This window comes from Saccharothrix coeruleofusca (assembly GCF_014648515.1).
Classification (GTDB): domain Bacteria; phylum Actinomycetota; class Actinomycetes; order Mycobacteriales; family Pseudonocardiaceae; genus Actinosynnema; species Actinosynnema coeruleofuscum.
In genome coordinates, this window is record NZ_BMRG01000002.1 from 1 (window position 1) to 16,296 (window position 16,296).

The 16,296-nt window shown below is 73.2% G+C and carries 18 protein-coding genes; 6 read left to right on the forward strand and 12 right to left on the reverse strand.

Going from position 1 to position 16,296, the window contains the following annotated elements; translation table 11 throughout:
• Positions 1-189: 189 nt before the first annotated feature.
• From IEZ00_RS04555 to IEZ00_RS04580, 6 genes are all read right to left on the reverse strand, one after another.
• Positions 190-1,332, reverse strand: coding sequence for a sensor histidine kinase (locus IEZ00_RS04555; RefSeq protein WP_373293084.1), 1,143 nt, complete (start codon positions 1,330-1,332; stop codon positions 190-192).
• The gene (locus IEZ00_RS04560; protein WP_189221797.1) at positions 1,322-2,014 is read right to left on the reverse strand and encodes a response regulator transcription factor; all 693 of its coding nucleotides are present in this window, start codon (positions 2,012-2,014) and stop codon (positions 1,322-1,324) included. Before IEZ00_RS04560 ends, IEZ00_RS04555 begins: the two co-directional genes overlap by 11 nt.
• 34 nt (positions 2,015-2,048) lie before the next feature.
• On the reverse strand, positions 2,049-2,681 hold the full coding sequence (locus IEZ00_RS04565; RefSeq protein ID WP_189221798.1) for an SPFH domain-containing protein: 633 nt from the start codon (positions 2,679-2,681) through the stop codon (positions 2,049-2,051).
• A 221-nt stretch (positions 2,682-2,902) separates the two neighbouring features.
• On the reverse strand, positions 2,903-4,801 hold the full coding sequence (dxs, locus tag IEZ00_RS04570; RefSeq protein WP_189221799.1) for a 1-deoxy-D-xylulose-5-phosphate synthase: 1,899 nt from the start codon (positions 4,799-4,801) through the stop codon (positions 2,903-2,905).
• 71 nt (positions 4,802-4,872) lie between these two features.
• Positions 4,873-6,102, reverse strand: a complete 1,230-nt coding sequence (locus IEZ00_RS04575; protein ID WP_189221800.1) for a class I SAM-dependent RNA methyltransferase — start codon at positions 6,100-6,102, stop codon at positions 4,873-4,875.
• Entirely contained in the window at positions 6,099-8,093 is a 1,995-nt protein-coding gene (locus IEZ00_RS04580; RefSeq protein WP_189221801.1) for an APC family permease, read from the reverse strand. The genes IEZ00_RS04575 and IEZ00_RS04580 overlap by 4 nt, the downstream gene beginning before the upstream one ends.
• A gap of 83 nt (positions 8,094-8,176) precedes the next feature.
• Here IEZ00_RS04580 and IEZ00_RS04585 point away from each other — a divergent pair, with 83 nt between their 5' ends.
• Positions 8,177-8,839 carry a potassium channel family protein gene (locus tag IEZ00_RS04585; RefSeq protein ID WP_189221802.1) on the forward strand — a complete coding sequence of 221 codons (663 nt, stop codon included), beginning with the start codon at positions 8,177-8,179 and terminating at the stop codon, positions 8,837-8,839.
• Complete coding sequence (locus IEZ00_RS04590) at positions 8,840-9,496, forward strand: potassium channel family protein (protein WP_189221803.1); 657 nt, start codon at positions 8,840-8,842, stop codon at positions 9,494-9,496.
• Positions 9,497-9,524: 28 nt separating this feature from the next.
• On the opposite strand, the gene IEZ00_RS04595 is transcribed toward IEZ00_RS04590, so the two are convergent.
• Both IEZ00_RS04595 and IEZ00_RS04600 read right to left on the reverse strand, forming a co-directional pair.
• The gene (locus IEZ00_RS04595; protein ID WP_189221804.1) at positions 9,525-10,211 is read right to left on the reverse strand and encodes a DUF3159 domain-containing protein; all 687 of its coding nucleotides are present in this window, start codon (positions 10,209-10,211) and stop codon (positions 9,525-9,527) included.
• Positions 10,208-10,585, reverse strand: coding sequence for an OB-fold nucleic acid binding domain-containing protein (locus IEZ00_RS04600; protein WP_189221805.1), 378 nt, complete (start codon positions 10,583-10,585; stop codon positions 10,208-10,210). Before IEZ00_RS04600 ends, IEZ00_RS04595 begins: the two co-directional genes overlap by 4 nt.
• Before the next feature lie 106 nt (positions 10,586-10,691).
• Here IEZ00_RS04600 and IEZ00_RS04605 point away from each other — a divergent pair, with 106 nt between their 5' ends.
• Positions 10,692-11,438, forward strand: a complete 747-nt coding sequence (locus IEZ00_RS04605) for an alpha/beta fold hydrolase (protein WP_189221806.1) — start codon at positions 10,692-10,694, stop codon at positions 11,436-11,438.
• A gap of 15 nt (positions 11,439-11,453) precedes the next feature.
• Here IEZ00_RS04605 and IEZ00_RS04610 read toward each other — a convergent pair whose 3' ends face one another.
• Positions 11,454-12,092, reverse strand: coding sequence for a DUF3710 domain-containing protein (locus IEZ00_RS04610; RefSeq protein ID WP_189221807.1), 639 nt, complete (start codon positions 12,090-12,092; stop codon positions 11,454-11,456).
• A gap of 4 nt (positions 12,093-12,096) precedes the next feature.
• On the reverse strand, positions 12,097-12,564 hold the full coding sequence (gene dut / locus IEZ00_RS04615; protein ID WP_189221808.1) for a dUTP diphosphatase: 468 nt from the start codon (positions 12,562-12,564) through the stop codon (positions 12,097-12,099).
• Positions 12,565-12,588: 24 nt separating this feature from the next.
• On the opposite strand from dut, the gene IEZ00_RS04620 reads away from it, so the two are divergent.
• Positions 12,589-13,059, forward strand: a complete 471-nt coding sequence (locus IEZ00_RS04620) for a DUF3093 domain-containing protein (RefSeq protein ID WP_229795079.1) — start codon at positions 12,589-12,591, stop codon at positions 13,057-13,059.
• A gap of 91 nt (positions 13,060-13,150) precedes the next feature.
• Here the strand turns inward: IEZ00_RS04620 and IEZ00_RS04625 are convergent, their stop codons facing one another.
• On the reverse strand, positions 13,151-13,450 hold the full coding sequence (locus IEZ00_RS04625; protein ID WP_189221809.1) for a DUF4193 domain-containing protein: 300 nt from the start codon (positions 13,448-13,450) through the stop codon (positions 13,151-13,153).
• A 432-nt stretch (positions 13,451-13,882) separates the two neighbouring features.
• Here IEZ00_RS04625 and cei point away from each other — a divergent pair, with 432 nt between their 5' ends.
• The gene (gene cei / locus IEZ00_RS04630) at positions 13,883-14,602 is read left to right on the forward strand and encodes an envelope integrity protein Cei (protein WP_189221810.1); all 720 of its coding nucleotides are present in this window, start codon (positions 13,883-13,885) and stop codon (positions 14,600-14,602) included.
• A gap of 69 nt (positions 14,603-14,671) precedes the next feature.
• Here cei and IEZ00_RS04635 read toward each other — a convergent pair whose 3' ends face one another.
• Entirely contained in the window at positions 14,672-15,472 is an 801-nt protein-coding gene (locus IEZ00_RS04635; protein ID WP_276530095.1) for an inositol monophosphatase family protein, read from the reverse strand.
• A gap of 94 nt (positions 15,473-15,566) precedes the next feature.
• On the opposite strand from IEZ00_RS04635, the gene ppgK reads away from it, so the two are divergent.
• The coding region (gene ppgK, locus IEZ00_RS04640; RefSeq protein ID WP_189221812.1) for a polyphosphate--glucose phosphotransferase at positions 15,567-16,296 on the forward strand (730 nt) is incomplete at its 3' end.

Here is a 16,296-nt window from a genome sequence, read left to right on the forward strand (position 1 = left end):
CCGCTTCCGGGGCTTGTGACCCGCGCTCCGTTCCGGTCTGTCCGGCCCGTTCCGCGCTGGCAGAGAGAAAGTTACACCCCGCCGAACGCGGACACAAATCGGGGGTTCCGAGGGCCATCTTCGCAGGTAGTACCCCCTGCGGAGGGGCTGAAACCCGATCACTTGTGACCGGGACCACTCGATCGTGTTTCAGTGGGGTGCGCCGGGCAGGTGAACGGCCACCGAGAGCCCCCCTCCGGGGACCGCGGTGGCGTGCACGCGCCCCTCGTGCGCGAGCACGGCCGCGCGCACGATCGAGAGACCGAGGCCGGTGCCGGTGCGCGCGGTGCGGTCGGTGCCCCCGCGGCGGAACGGCTCGAACAGCTCGTCCACCCGATCCGGGGCGATGACCTGCCCCGAGGAGGACACCCGCAGCGTGGTCCACTCCGGCCCGGCCTCGGTCAGCACCTCGACCCAGCCGCCCGGCACGTTGTGCCGCACCGCGTTCTCCAGCAGGTTGCCCGCGATCCGCTCCAGCAGCGCCGGGTCGCCGACCGCGGGTGCCGGACCGCAGCGGAAGGTGGCGCGCACCTGCCGCTGCTCCGCTTCCGCGCGCACGGCCTTCCAGGCCGAGTCCACCACGGCCGCCAGATCCACCGGTTCGCGCACCGCCAGGCCCAGCCCGTCCGTGCGGGCCAGCAGCAGCAGTGCGCTGACCAGCTGCTCGGCTCGCGTGGTCGCGTCGCGCACCACCCCCGCCATCCGGCGCAGCTCGGCCGGGTCGGCGTCCGGGTCCGCCAGGGTCACGTCCAGTTCGGTGCGGATGACCGACAGCGGCGTGCGCAGCTCGTGGGAGGCGTTGGCGACGAACCGCCGCTGGGAGTCGAACGCGGCTTGGAGCCGGTCGAGCATCTCGTCGAAGGTGTCGGCCAGCTCGGCGACCTCGTCGCGCGGGCCGTCCAGGCGCAGCCGCTCGCCCAGCGACTCAGCCGACAGCCTGCGCGCCACGGCGGTGACCTCCTTCACCGGCCGCAGCACCCGGCCGGTGATCGTCCACGCCAGCAGGCCCGCCGCGGCCACCACGCACAGGAACGCGATCGACCCCGACCGCAGCACGTCCGCGCGGGCCTGCTGGGCCAGCAGGTCGGTGAGCACGCCCGCGCGCACGGTGCGGCCGTCGACGACCACCGTGCTGTCATCGGGGAACCGGGGCGAGGAGTCCACCACCCGTCCCACCAGCAGCCACCCGAGCAGGAGCAGCAGGCCGCTGACGAACGCCACCAGGCCGGTGGCCAGCAGGGTGATCCGCGCCCGCAGCCCCGGCCCGCGCCTGCGGGTCAGCTCAGCCCTCAGCGGAACCCTCTTCGGGGGAACCGGCGGTGGGCACCCGGTAGCCGGAGCCGACCACGGTGTCGATGATGCCGGGCTCGCCGAGCTTCTTGCGCAGCGTCATCACGGTGACCCGAACGGTGGTGGTGAACGGGTCGGCGTTCTCGTCCCAGACCCGCTCCAGCAGCTCCTCGCTGCTCACCACCGACCCCTTGGCGGCGAGCAGGACCTCCAGCACGCCGAACTCCTTGCGGGTCAGCTCCACCGGCTGGCCGCCGCGCAGCACGGTGCGGCGGGCCGGGTCCAGCTCCACGTCCCGCGCGGTCAGCAGCGGCGGGGTGGCCGGGGTGGCGCGCCGGGCGAGCGCGCGCACCCTGGCCACCAGCTCGGGGAACGCGAAGGGCTTGGCCAGGTAGTCGTCGGCGCCCAGGGACAGCCCCGCCACCCGGTCCTCCACGCCGGCGCTGGCGGTCAGCATCATGACCCTGGTCAGCGCGCCGGAGCTGAGGATCTCCTTGCACAGCTCGTCGCCGGACATGCCGGGCAGGTCGCGGTCGAGCACCACCACGTCGTACCGGGTGACGGTCGACTTCTCGTGCCCGGTCTCGCCGTCGTAGGCGACGTCCACGGCCATGCCCTCGCGCCGCAGGCCGCGCGCGATCGCGTCGGCCAGCGGCACCTCGTCCTCGACTACCAGGATGCGCACCCCACCAAGGTGCCACAGCAAACTGAGAACCCGCTTAGCGCGGCCGGTCGACCACCACGGTGTGCGCGGACTGCAGCGCCCGCAGCTCCAGCAGCGCCGGGTGCTCCTCGGCCAGTCGGGCGACGTTGAGCAGCGAGCGCAGCGCCGCGGTCTCCCCGCGCGCCCGTTCCAGCGCGGCGCGGCCCTCGCTGCGCGCGACGATCTCGTTCAACGCGGCCTTGCGCAGCTCGGCGGGCATGACCACGTCGCGCACGGCGACCGCGCGGACCTCGACCCCCAGCTCGGCGGCACGGGGCCGCATCCCGGACAGCACCTCGGCGGCGATGGCCCCGCGCTCGGCGTCCACCCGGTCGTGGGAGCGGGTGAGCACGGCCGCCCGCAGCGCGAGCTGGGCGGCCAGGTGCAGCTCGTCGAACGGGGACGCCGCCGCCACCACGAACGCGGCCGCGTCGACGACCTCCCAGTTCAGCACCACCGTGACGCGCACGAGCACGCCGTCGGCGGTCGGCACGTCCTGCCAGGCGGGCGCGTAGGAGCGGGGCCGCACGTCCACGCGGTGCACGACGTCGCGCCAGCGCAACCGGTGCCTGCCGGGGCCGAGCACCTCCAGCAGGGCGCCGCGCCGGAACACCACGCCGCGCTCCCACGGCATCAGCGTGTGCTTCACGTCCCCTCCTCCCCTCCCGCGCGCACCGCGACCCCGGCCGTGGAACGGCGGGCGGGAGCCTGAGCTCGCAAGGCCCGCCGCCCCGTGGTCGACCGGGGTCGCGGCTTCGGGGATCGAACCCTCGCGGTGAACGCGTTCCATGCGGTTGCCCGGCTGGATCGCGGGACCCGGACCGGCACCGCCGTCCGGGCCGCTGACCGGGCTGGAGGAGGGTAGCCCGGCTACTTCTCGACCGTCGCGCCCATTTCCGCGGGCTCGGCCGCGACGACCCACTCGGTGATCCGGCGGGCCACGTCCTGCGCGGTCAGCCCGAGGTCGGCCAGCACCTCGGCGCGCTCGCCGTGGTCGTGGAAGGTCTGCGGGATGGCCAGGTCGCGCAGCGGGGTGGCGACGTCGGCGTCGCGCAGCGCTGCGGCCAGCGCCCAGCCGAAGCCGCCGTGCCTGCCGCCGTCCTCGACGGTGACCACCAGGCGGTGCCCGGCGGCCATGTCGACCAGCTCCGGGGCCACCGGGAACACCCAGCGCGGGTCCACCACGGTCACCCCGATGCCCTGGTCCGCCAGCCGCTGCGCGGCGGCCACGGCCAGCTCGCCGAACGCGCCGACGGCCACCAGCAGCACGTCCTCGCCGTCGCGCCGCAGCACGTCGACCGAGCCCACCCGCTCCAGGGCGGGCAGGTCGGCGCCCACCGACGCCTTCGGGTAGCGCACCACGGTCGGAGCGTCGCGCACCTCGACCGCCTCGCGCAGCTCCTCGCGCAGCGAGCCCGCGTCGCGCGGCGCGGCCACCCGGACGCCGGGGATCAGGCCCAGGATGGACAGATCCCACATGCCGTGGTGGGAGGCGCCGTCCGGGCCGGTGATGCCCGCCCGGTCCAGCACCACCGTGACGCCCTGCTTGTGCAGGGCCACGTCCATCAGCAGCTGGTCGAAGGCCCGGTTGAGGAACGTGGCGTAGATCGCCACCACCGGGTGCATCCCGCCCATGGCCAGGCCTGCGGCCGAGGTCATCGCGTGCTGCTCGGCGATGCCCACGTCGAAGCAGCGGTCGGGGAAGGCGTTGGCGAACTTGTCCAGCCCCGTCGGGCCGCGCATGGCGGCGGTGATGGCCACCAGGTCCGGCCGCTCGCCGCCCAGGGCGACCAGCTCGTCGGCGAACACGTGGGTCCAGGTCCGCTTGGACGGGCCGACGTTCTCACCGGTGATCGGGTCGATGACGCCGGTGGCGTGCATCTGGTCGGCCTCGTGGTTCTCCGCGGGCGCGAAGCCGTTGCCCTTGCGGGTGACCGTGTGCACGATGACCGGCCCGCCGAAGGACTTGGCCCGGCGCAGCGCCGACTCCAGCGCGACCACGTCGTGGCCGTCGACCGGGCCGATGTACTTCAGGCCCAGGTCCTCGAACATCGCCTGCGGGGCCAGCGCGTCCTTGATGCCGCGCTTGGTCGCGTGCAGCGCCGCGTACAGCGGCTTGCCGACGATCGGGGTGCCCTGCAGGGCGGTCTTGCCGCGCTCCAGCGCCCGCTCGTAGCCGGGCTGCAGGCGCAGCGACGACAGGTGGTCGGCCAGGCCGCCGATGGTCGGCGAGTAGGAGCGGCCGTTGTCGTTGACCACGATCACCACCGGGCGGTCGGTGCCCGCGGCGATGTTGTTCAGCGCCTCCCAGCACATGCCGCCGGTCAGCGCGCCGTCGCCGACCACCGCGACCACGTGCCTGCGCTGACCGCCGAGCTGGTAGGCCTTGGCCAGGCCGTCGGCGTAGGACAGCGCGGTGGAGGCGTGGCTGTTCTCCTCCACGTCGTGCTCGCTCTCGGCGCGCGACGGGTAGCCGGACAGGCCGCCCTTCTGGCGAAGGGTGTCGAAGCCCTCGCGGCGGCCGGTGAGGATCTTGTGCACGTAGCTCTGGTGGCCGGTGTCGAACACCACCGAGTCGCGCGGGGAGTCGAACACCCGGTGCACCGCCATGGTCAGCTCGACCACGCCCAGGTTCGGGCCCAGGTGCCCGCCGGTGCGGGAGACCTTCTCCACCAGGAAGCGCCGGATCTCCTCGGCGAGCCTGACCAGCTCGTCGTGGTCCAGCCGCTTCAGGTCGGCCGGTCCGTGCACGGATTCCAGCAGCGTCACCGCTCACCTCGCCCTAGTGGTTCGCACCCCGTTCGCTCGCGAAGTCTACGGACCACCGGCTGAGACGTGCTTCAGCGAGCGGGCTCCAGCAGCGCCACGCACTCCACGTGGTGCGTCATGGGGAACGCGTCGAAGGCCCTGAGCTGGGCCAAATCGTACCCTCGCTGGGCGAAGGAGGCGATGTCGCGGGCCAGCGCGGCCGGGTCGCACGCGACGTAGACCACACGCTCGGGGCGGCTGCGGGCGATCTCGGTCACCACGGCCCTGCCCGCGCCCTTGCGCGGCGGGTCGAGCACCACCACGTCCGGCGGCAGGTCGGTGAACTCCGGCGTCCGCAGCACCTCCTCGGTCTTGCCCGCGTACCAGCTGACCTGGGGCAGGTCCGACAGGTTGCGCCTGCCGTCCTGCACCGCGCGGGTGGAGTACTCCACGACCGCCACCGAGCCGGTGGCGCCCACCTGCTCGGCCAGCACCGAGGCGAACAGGCCCACCCCGCCGTAGAGGTCCCAGGCGCGCTGGCCGGGGCGGCAGTCGGCCCACTCGGCGACCACCTTGGCGAAGGTGTCCGCGGCGGCCGGGTGGACCTGCCAGAAGCCGTCGGCGCGCAGGTTCCACGCCCGGCCCGCGGCCAGCTCGGTGGCCGTGCCGCTGCCCCGGCGCCTGCGCGCCGGTCCGGGCACCTGGCGGCCCCTGCGGCGCTCCGGCGGGCCGACCTCGGTCAGGTGCACCTGACCGCCCGCGTCCCTGGTCACCACCAGCTCCGCCCCTGCGGGCCAGGTGCGGTCCACCACGTCGTCCAGCGCGTCCGGCACGGCGATCACGCAGTGGTCCACCGGGACGACCTCGTGGCTGCGGTGCTTGCGGAAGCCCGCCCGGCCCTCCGCGTCGACCGCCAGCCGCATCCGGGTGCGCCAGTCCTCCGCGCCGCCGGGCAGCGGCTCCACCACGACCCGCCGCTCCAGCCCGGCCAGCCTGCGCAGCTGCTCGGCCACCACGGCGGCCTTCAGCTCCAGCTGGGCCTGCGGGGTGGCGTGCTGCCAGTCGCAGCCGCCGCACAGCCCCGGACCGGCGAACGGGCACGGCTGCTGGACGCGGTCGTCGGAGGCCACCAGGACCTCCACCGCGTCCCCCCGGCAGAACGAGCCGCCGGAGTCCTCGGTGATCCGCACGACCACCCGCTCGCCGGGCAGCGCGTGCCGGACGAACACCACGCGCCCCTCGTGCCGGGCCACGCAGTGCCCGCCGTGGGCGACCGCGCCGACCTCGACCTCGATCAGCCGCTGCTCCCAGGTGGCCTTCACGCGCCGTCCCGCTTGTCCAGGCCGCGCCGGATCGCTCCGGGCGCGACGACGTCCCTGTCGGTGACCTTCTTCGACGAGGCCAGCTGCCACGGCACGCTGGTCACCATCACACCGGGCTGGAACAACAGTCTGCCCTTCAGCCGCAGCGCGCTCTGGTTGTGCAGCAGCTGCTCCCACCAGTGGCCCACCACGTACTCGGGGATGAAGACGGTGACCACGTCGCGCGGGTTGTCCGTGCGCACCCGCTTGACGTAGTCCAGCACCGGCTTGGTGATCTCCCGGTAAGGCGACTCGATGACCTTGAGCGGGACCTTGAAGTTCTCCTTCTCCCACTCCCGGACCAGCCTGCGGGTGTCCGCGTCGTCCACGTTGACGGTGACCGCCTCCAGCACGTCCGGCCGGGTGGCCTTGGCGTAGGCCAGCGCCCGCAGGGTGGGCATGTGCAGCTTGGACACCAGCACCATGGCGTGGTTGCGGGCGGGCAGCAGCTTCTGCCGCTCCTGCTGGCGCAGCTCCTCGGCGACCCGGTCGTAGTGCTTGCGGATGGCGGTCATCAGCGCGTAGATGGCGGCCATCGCGGCGATGGCGATCCAGGCGCCGTTGGTGAACTTGGTGATCAGCACGACCACCAGCACCGAACCGGTCATCACCAGGCCGAAGGCGTTGATCGACTGGGCGCGGCGCATCCGGCGGCGGGCGACCGGGTCCTCCTCGGTGGCCAGCAGCCGGTTCCAGTGCCGCACCATGCCGCTCTGGCTGAGCGTGAACGACACGAACACGCCCACGATGTAGAGCTGGATGAGCCTGGTGACCTCGGCCTCGAAGGCGACCACCAGCACGATCGCCGCGCCCGCCAGGAACAGGATGCCGTTGCTGAAGGCCAGCCGGTCGCCGCGGGTGTGCAGCTGGCGGGGCAGGTAGCGGTCCTGGGCCAGGATCGAGCCCAGCACCGGGAAGCCGTTGAACGCGGTGTTCGCGGCCAGCACCAGGATCAGCGCGGTGACCCCGGTGATGAAGAAGAACCCGGCCGGGAAGCCGTCGAACACCGCGCCCGCGACCTGGGCGACCATCGTCTTCTGCTCGTAGCCCTCGGGGGCGCCGACCAGCTGGTGGGCCGGGTCCTCGGCCATCTTCACGCCGGTCAGCTGGGCCAGCACGATCAGGCCCATCAGCATGGTGACCGCGATCAGGCCCATCATCAGCAGCGTGGTGGCCGCGTTGCGCGACTTGGGCTTGCGGAAGGCGGGCACGCCGTTGCTGATCGCCTCCACGCCGGTCAGCGCGGCGCAGCCGGAGGAGAACGCGCGCAGCACCAGGAACACGAACGCCAGGCCCATCAGGTGGTCGTCCTCGGCGCGCACCTCCAGGCCCGCGGACTCGGCGCGCATCTGGTCGCCGAGCACGAACGCGCGCACCAGCCCGTAGCCGATCATGGCCAGGACGCCGCCCATGAAGGCGTAGGTGGGGATGGCGAAGGCGCTGCCGGACTCGCGGATGCCGCGCAGGTTGACCGCGGTCAGCAGGGCGATGGCGACGACCGCGAACTCCACCTTGTGGGTGGCCACGAACGGGATCGCCGAGCCGATGTTGGCCGCGGCCGAGGAGATCGACACCGCGACGGTGAGGATGTAGTCCACCAGCAGGGCGCTGGCCACCGTCAGGCCCGCGCGGCGGCCCAGGTTGACCGTGGCGACCTCGTAGTCGCCGCCGCCGGAGGGGTAGGCGTGCACGTTCTGCCGGTAGCTGGCGACCACGGTGAGCATGACGACCACGACCACCACGCCGACCCACGGGGCCAGCGCGTAGGCCGACAGGCCCGCCACCGACAGCACCAGGAAGATCTCCTCCGGGGCGTAGGCCACGGAGGACATCGCGTCCGAGGCGAACACCGGTAGCGCGATGCGCTTGGGCAGGAGTGTGTGAGCGAGTCGGTCGCTCCGGAATGGCCTGCCGACCACGAGGCGCTTGGCCGCTGTTGCGAGCTTGGACACGAGTGGAAAGGGTAAGGGGTCTGCCTCCCCTGGTCGGACTGATCATCGGTAGGTTTGGCCAAGGCGTCGTTCAGGAGGAACTCGTGCACGTGGTGATCATGGGTTGTGGCCGGGTGGGGTCGTCCCTGGCCAAGGCCCTGGAGCGCCTGGACCACCAGGTCGCGGTCATCGACAAGGACGCGCAGGCGTTCCGGCGGCTGGGGCCGGACTTCCACGGGCAGCACGTGGTGGGCAACGGTTTCGACCGGCAGGTGCTGGTGGAGGCGGGCATCGAGCGCGCGGGCGCGTTCGCCGCGGTGTCCAGCGGGGACAACTCCAACATCATCTCGGCGCGGGTGGCGCGGGAGACCTTCGGCGTGGACGCCGTGGTCGCCCGCATCTACGACGAGAAGCGCGCCGCGGTCTACGAGCGGCTGGGCATCCCGACCGTGGCCACCGTGCCGTGGAGCACCGACCGGTTCCTGCGGATGCTGCTGCCCGAGGGCGCGTCCACGGCCTGGCGCGACCCGTCCGGCACGGTCGCGGTGCTGCCGCTGGACCTGCACGAGGACTGGATCGGGCGCTCGGTGCGCGACCTGCAGTCGGCCACCGGCTGCCGGGTGGCGTTCATCATGCGGTTCGGCACTGGCGTGCTGCCGGACTCCAAGACCCTGCTGCAGGCCGACGACGTGGTCTACGTGGCGGCGCTGTCCGGGACGGTCACCGACGTGGCCGCCGCCGCGGCACAGGCACCCGAGGAGAGCTGAGTGCGTATCGCGATTGCCGGGGCGGGCGCGGTCGGCCGCTCCATCGCCCAGGAGCTGGTGGCCGACGGGCACCAGGTGATGCTCATCGAGCGCGACCGGGCGCACTTCGAGCCGCACACCGTGGAGCAGGCCGACTGGGTCCAGGCCGACGCCTGCGAGCTGTCCTCGCTGGAGGACGCCGGGATGCAGCTGTGCGACGTGGTGATCGCCGCCACCGGCGACGACAAGGTCAACCTCGTGGTGTCGCTGCTGGCCAAGACCGAGTTCGCGGTGCGCCGGGTGGTGGCGCGGGTCAACGACCCGGCCAACGAGTGGCTGTTCACCTCGTCCTGGGGCGTCGACGTCGCGGTGTCCACCCCGCGCATCCTGTCCGCGCTGGTCGAGGAGGCGGTGACGGTCGGCGACGTGGTGCGGCTGATGACGCTGCGCCAGGGCCAGGCCAACCTCGTGGAGATCACGCTGCCGGAGGACACCCCGCTGGCGGGTTCGCCGGTCAACGCGCTGGAGCTGCCCCGTGACGCGGCGCTGGTGACCATCCTGCGCGGCGGCCGGGTGATCGTGCCGACGCCGGAGGACACCCTGGAGGGCGGCGACGAGCTGCTGTTCGTGGCCGCGGCGGACGTGGAGCGGGAGATCAGGTCCGCGCTGGGCTACTAGCGGGGTGGGGCTCGCGGGCCCCACCCGTTCAGCTCTCCTCGGCCTGCGCCCGGAGCCGCTCCTCGGCGGCCCGGTTCTCCTCCTCGTAGCGGGCCTGGGCGGCCTTGAGCCGCCGGTCCGAGCGGCGCACCGCCCACACCGTCACGGCCACGGCCACGGCCATCAGCGGGTAGCCCATGGCCAGCCGGGCGAAGGCCAGCCACCCCACCGACGCCTCGTCGTACAGCCACCGCTGCACCACGAACCGCGCGCCGAACACCAGCGCCCACACCAGCGTGGCGATGTCGTAGTCGCGCACCGAGGCGCGGTCCTGCCGCCAACCGGTGCCCTGGCCGTTGAGGAACGACCAGATCACCCCCGCCAGCGGCCAGCGGACCAGGATCGAGACGACGAACACGCCGCCGTAGACCAGGCTCTGCCAGATGCCGAACAGGAAGAAGCCCTTCGCCGAGCCGGTGCGGTAGGCGATGAAGGCCGCGATGCCCACGCCGAACACGGCGGAGACCGCGGGCTGCACCGAGCCCTTGCGCATCGCCAGGTAGACGCCGATCAGGACCGCCGCAGCCAACGCGCTCCAGATGGCGGGCATGAGGCCCGCGAAGGCGTTCACCAGGACGAAGACCACCACCGGCAGCGAGGAGAAGACCAGGCCGCTGACGCCGCCCATCTGCTCCAGGAGGGTGGGTTGCTTCTCCGACTCGTTCACTGAGGTCATGAAGCGTTCTGCAGCTCGTAGTAGGGGTTGTAGAGGACCTTGCGGCCGTCGCGGACGGCGATCCGGCCCTTGGCCTTGATGGTGCGGCCCGGCTCGATGCCCGCGATGCGCCTGCGACCCAGCCACACCAGGGTCACGCCCTCGGTGCCGTCGTACAGCTCCGCCTCCAGGGTGGCGACCGCGTCGCGGGGGCACAACTCGACACTCCGCACCCGGCCCATGACCGTCACCTGTTCGCCTGACCTGCAGTCGCACGCCCGGACGGCGCCGACCTCCTCGGCTTTCCGCGAGAGGTCGTCCGCGTCCAACTCGCTGACATCGGTCGTCAGCCGACGCACGAGGCGGCGCCAGTAGCCGCCCCCAGAACTGGTCATCCCCGACTCCTGGCCACTTGAGGGGCCTCGACAGCGAAGCCCGTCCTCAAACCAGCGTAACCGGGTCCACCCGATCGAGTATCCGTCTGGGGGAGGATGTGGGGTCATGGGTTCGTCACGCGCGGTATTGCTGCCGGGGACGGCGTCGGACGGGGTGTTCGTGCGGTCGGTGTTCGCCGCCCCGCTGGCCTCGGCGGGGTTGTCACTGATCACCCCGGCCGGGGCGACCGTCGAGGAGCACCTGGCCGCCCTGGACGCCGCGTACCTGGGTGAACCACTGATCGTGGGAGGCGTCTCACTGGGCGCGCACGTCGCCGCGGCGTGGGCGGCGCGCACGCCCGAGCGGTGCGCCGGGCTGCTGCTGGCGCTGCCCGCGTGGAGCGGCCCGGCCGCCGGGGCGCCCGCCGCGCTGGCCGCGGCCGTGAGCGCGGAAGTGGTCGAGCGGGACGGGGTGGACGCGGCGCTGGCGGGTGTCGACGGGTGGCTGGGCGCGGAGCTGTCCCGCGCCTGGCGCGGGCACGGCGCGGCGCTGGCCGGTGTGCTGCGCGCGGCGTCCAGCACCGCCGCGCCCACCCTCGGCGAACTGGCGGCGCTGGACGTGCCCGCCGGGGTGGCCGCGTGCACCGACGACCCCGTCCACCCGCTCGCGGTGGCCCAGCAGTGGGCCGCCGCACTGCCCCGCGGCGCGCTGCGCACCACCACCCTGGCCGAGCTGGGCACCGACCGGACGGCACTGGGCCGCGCCGCCGTCGCCGCTCTGCTGGACAGCCGGGCCGGTGCCGACGGAGCCACCCGGTCGCGCGTTCGGGACAGTCGGGGAGTGGTTACCGGCCCCGACGGGCGGGGCCGGTAGTACTTGCCGGTGCGGTCAGCGCTGGCCGCCCTGCTGGGCTTGGGAGATGTGGCGGGCGATGGCCTCGGGCAGCTCGATCGGCAGCGGCGTGCGCACCGGCATCGGCTGGGTGCCGCGCACCACGACGGTGTCGCTGATCAGCTCGCGCAGCGCGAGCAGCGCCTGGTCCGCCTGGGGCTCGCTGGGCGCGGCGGCGACCCCGCGCAGCATCCACCGGGGCCCGTCCACGCCCACGAACCGCAGGTGCACCTCGCTGCCGCGGGCCGAGATCTCCTCACCCCAGCGGCCGTTCTCCCGGTTGATCCGGAAGCCGTCACCCTTGAGCTGGGCGATCAGCTCCGCGCCGACCTCCGGCCACAGCTTGTCGGTCCTCGGCGCGGCGAACGCGCTCACGGTGAGCTGGCCGACGCCGGTGAGCAGGTGCACCGCGCGCACCGCGCCCGCCGGGTCCATCTCCACCTGCAGCTGCGCGCCCTCGGGCACCGGAACCCGGATCGACCCCAGGTCGAGCCGGGTCAGGCCGTCGTCGGGCGCCTGCGACTCGTCGAACGGACCCTCCTCGGGCAGCTCCTCGCCGCCCTCGACGCCGGTCTCCGGCTGCGCCGTCCCCCGGTTCGCGGAGTGCCTCCCGCGCTTGCGGCGCCGTCCGAACATCGCCTCACCCCTCCGTCCGGGCGAGCACGTCGTGCCCGCCAGTAGAGCCGTAGCCGCCCGTGCCGCGTTCGGAACCGGGCAGCTCGTCGACTTCGCGGAACACCGCGTGCTCCACCTTCTGCACCACCAGTTGCGCGATCCGGTCGCCGCGCGCCAGCACCACCGGCTCGCGCAGGTCGTGGTTGACCAGGCACACCTTGATCTCCCCCCGGTAGCCGGAGTCGATCGTGCCCGGTGCGTTGACCACGCTCAGCCCGACCCGCGCGGCCAGCCCCGACCGGGGGTGCACGAAGCCCGCGTACCCCTCCGGCAGGGCGATGGCCACTCCGGTGCCGACCACGGCGCGCTCGCCCGGTTCGATCACCACGTCGGTGGTGGTCACCAGGTCCGCGCCCGCGTCACCCGGTCTGGCGTACGCGGGCATCGGCACGGTGGGATCGAGCCGGGAGAGCAGGACCTCGACGCTGGGCACGGCGCGCGAGACTACCCTGGAGCCGTGAGCGAGAGTGCTGTGACCGCCCCGACCGCCTTCCGCGAGCGGCTGTTCGTGCCGTGGTGGGGCTGGCCGCTGCCGCTGGGCGCCGCGGTGCTGCTGGCCGCGGAGATCCACATGGGCTTCCCCGGTGTCCGGTCGTGGCTGCCCTACGCCATCACGGTGCCGATCGCGCTGCTGCTGCTGGTGCGGCTGGGTTCGCTGAAGGTCGAGGTCTCCGGGGGCGAGCTGCGGGTCGGCGAGGCGCACGTGCCGCTGGAGCTGCTGGGCGAGGTCGAGGTGTTCGACGCCAAGGGCAAGCGCAAGGCGATGGGACCGCACCTGGACCCGATGGCGTTCGTCGCGCACCGCGGCTGGGTCGGTCCGATGGTCAAGGTGGAGCTGCGGGACCCGCAGGACCCGACGCCCTACTGGTTGTTCAGCGTGCGCTCGGCGCGGCGGCTGGCCGAGGTGCTGCGGGCCGCGCGGGCGTGAGCCCCGCCGCCGGGACGCGCCCGGAAAGACGACTGGGCGCCACCTCGGGTGAGGTGCGCGCCCAGGGGGTCGTCGCTGCTGCCTGCCCGCGTCAGGCGCAGTCCCGGCAGATGTACTGGCCGTTGTGCTCCTCGGCCAGCCTGCTGCGGTGGTGCACGAGGAAGCACTTGGAGCAGGTGAACTCGTCGGCCTGCTTGGGCAGGACCTTGAACGTGAGCTCCTCGCCGGACAGGTCGGCGCCCGGCAGCTCGAAGTTCTCGGCGGTCGCGTCCTCATCGATGTCGACGACCCCGGACTGCGTTTCATTGCGCCGCGCCTTCAGCTCCTCGAGGGAGTCCTCGGCGAGCTCGTCGGCCTCGCTGCGACGCGGAGCGTCGTAGTCGGTCGCCATCTTCTTTCACACCCCTGCGGTCAACGGAGACTGGTTCGTGTCGCTGGTTAACGCACCAGCGCTCCTGTTTGTGCCCTCCGACTGGGTGACGGAGGTCTCGCCCCACCGCCGAGCGCCAACCCCCTGTGCGGCGACGCGTAGCAGATGCCCGGCGGTGCGCGGAGCGCGCAGAGGGTAGCTCACGGATCGGGCACCCGCGCAGCGGGTTCCCCCTAATTGAGCAGACGGGTGAGAGGACCTTCGCACGCAGGCCCGATAGGCTTGGCGCGGCTTTGCCGCCTCCGTTGGCAACGGGGCGCTCCCCCGGCGAGCGGGAGCACCCTCCGCAATCGGGTGGTTGCGCGCCGTCGCGGCTCGCCCGAGACGCGCGGCGCTCGGCGACGGCATAGCCTGATCAGCACACAAGCTCCACAACGCCCAGGGGAGGTCGGCGTGGGATCCGCGAGCGTTCCGAGCGGAGGCGGGTCGTCGCGGTACCGGCGGAGGCGACCGCTACCAGCACTGATCCTGTTCGTCGTGCTGGCGGTCACGGCCGTGTTCGTGTGGTCGCGGGTGCTGGAGCAGGCGGGCGACGTGGACGCGGCGATCCGGTGCAACCCGCCGGGCAACACCCCCGCCTCCACCTCGGCCACCGCCGCGGGCGACGGCGCTCCTGCGCCCGCCCTGGGCACCGTGCTGGCGCACGACGCACTGGACCGGACCGACCCCGTTCCGGTGAACGAGGTGCACTTCCGGGTGTTCAACGCCAGCACGCAGCGCAATCAGGCGCGGTTCGTGGCCACCACGCTGGTCGAAATGGGGCTGCGGCAGGCGGCCGAGCCGGACAACGACCCGGTGTACCCGGCGCAGGACATGAACTGCCGGGGGCAGATCCGGTTCGGCGCCCCCGGCGCGGGGGCCGCCCGGACGCTGAGCCTGCTGGAGCCGTGCCTGGAGCTGGTGCGCGACGACCGGCAGGACGCGACGGTGGACATCGCGGTGGGCAAGAAGTTCAACGAGATCAAGCCGAACAGCGACGCCCGCAAGGTGATGGACCAGCTGGCGGCGTGGGCCGAGCAGCAGCCCGAGCGGCAGGGCGGCCAGGTGGCGGAGGCCGCCGCGCCCTCGCTGGACCCGACCAACCTCGCCGCGGCGCGCGACGTCCACTGCTGACCCCGCGAACCGGACGTCGGGGCACCCGAGAGGTGCCCGAACGCTCGGTTCGCGGGGACGGGGGTGGGGTCAGACCTCGCCGAAGCCGCACTCGACGAGGGCGGCGCGCAGCGCGTCGGCGATGCCGGGAGCGGCGGCCAGGGTGGCGTCCGCGCCCAGCTCGGGCGCCTCGCCCGGCAGCAGCACCACCGCGCCCGCCTCGCGGGCCAGCAGCGCGCCCGCCGCCCAGTCCCAGCGGCCCAGGGCGTGCTCGGCGTAGGCGTCCAACCGCCCGGCCGCCACCGCGCACAGGTCCAGCGACGCCGCCCCGGCCCGGCGCATGTCGCGCACCCGCGTGGCCATCCCGGCCCACGTGCGCGCCTGCCGCTGCCTGCGCTCCGCGCGGTAGGCGAAGCCGTAGCCCAGCAGCGCCACCTCCAGCCGGGTCTCCGACGACACCCGCAGCGGCCTGCCGTCCAGGTACGCGCCGTGCCCCCGCGCCGCGGTCCACACCCGGCCGGAGACCGGCTCGACCACCGCCCCGGCCACCGACTCGCCGTCGAGCTGGGCGGCCACCGAGACCGCGTAGTGGGGGATGTCGTAGAGGTAGTTGACCGTGCCGTCGATCGGGTCGACCACCCAGGTCAGGCCCTCGACCGCGGCCGTGCCGCCCTCCTCCTCGCCGATCACCGGCTCGCCCGGCCGCAGCTGGGCCAGCAGCGCGCGCACCAGCCGCTCGGCCTCCCGGTCCGCGGCGGTCACCACGTCGGTGATGCTCGACTTGGTGTCGATCCGCGCCACCGCCGACTCCCTGGTGGACTTCACCAGGTCGGCGGCCTGTCCCGCGACTTGGACGGCGACGTCCACCAACGAGCGCGGATCCGAGCGCAACTGTTCCTCCTGCGTCACTCTCACGGGACTATCGGACGAGCTCAGGCTAGTGTCTGCGGCCACGGTCACTGAATCGAGTAGGAAGGCCACGGGGATGGGCATGACCCGCGGGTTCGGCGTGGACATCGGCGGCTCTGGGATCAAGGGCGGTCTGGTGGACCTGGAGGCAGGCGGGCTCGACGGTGAGCGCCTGCGCATCGCCACGCCGCAGCCGTCGACGCCGGACGCGGTGGCCGACGTGGTCGCCGAGATCGTCGAGAAGTTCGGCTGGGACGGACCGGTGGGCATCACGCTGCCGTGCGTCATCAAGAAGGGTGTCGCGCACACCGCCGCGAACGTCGACAAGGGCTGGATCGGCACCGACGCCGCCGCGCTGTTCGCCCGCAGGCTCGGTCGCCGCACCGAGGACGTGGTCGTGCTCAACGACGCCGACGCGGCGGGCATCGCGGAGATGAGGTTCGGCTCCGGCGTCGGCCGGGACGGGCTGGTGGTCCTGCTGACCTTCGGCACCGGCATCGGCAGCGCCCTGTTCCTGGACGGCCGGCTCGTGCCCAACACCGAGTTCGGCCACCTGGAGGTCGACGGCCACGACGCGGAGAAGCGCGCGGCGGCGTCGGTCAAGGAGGACAAGGGGCTGTCCTGGTCCGAGTGGGCGCCGCGGGTCTCGCGCTACATCAGCGTCCTGGAGAACCTGATCTGGCCGGACCTGGTGATCGCGGGCGGCGGTGTCAGCAAGAAGGCGGAGAAGTGGCTGCCGCTGCTGGAGGTGCGCACCGAGGTGGTCGCCGCGGCGCTGAAGAACGACGCGGGCATCGTGGGCGCGG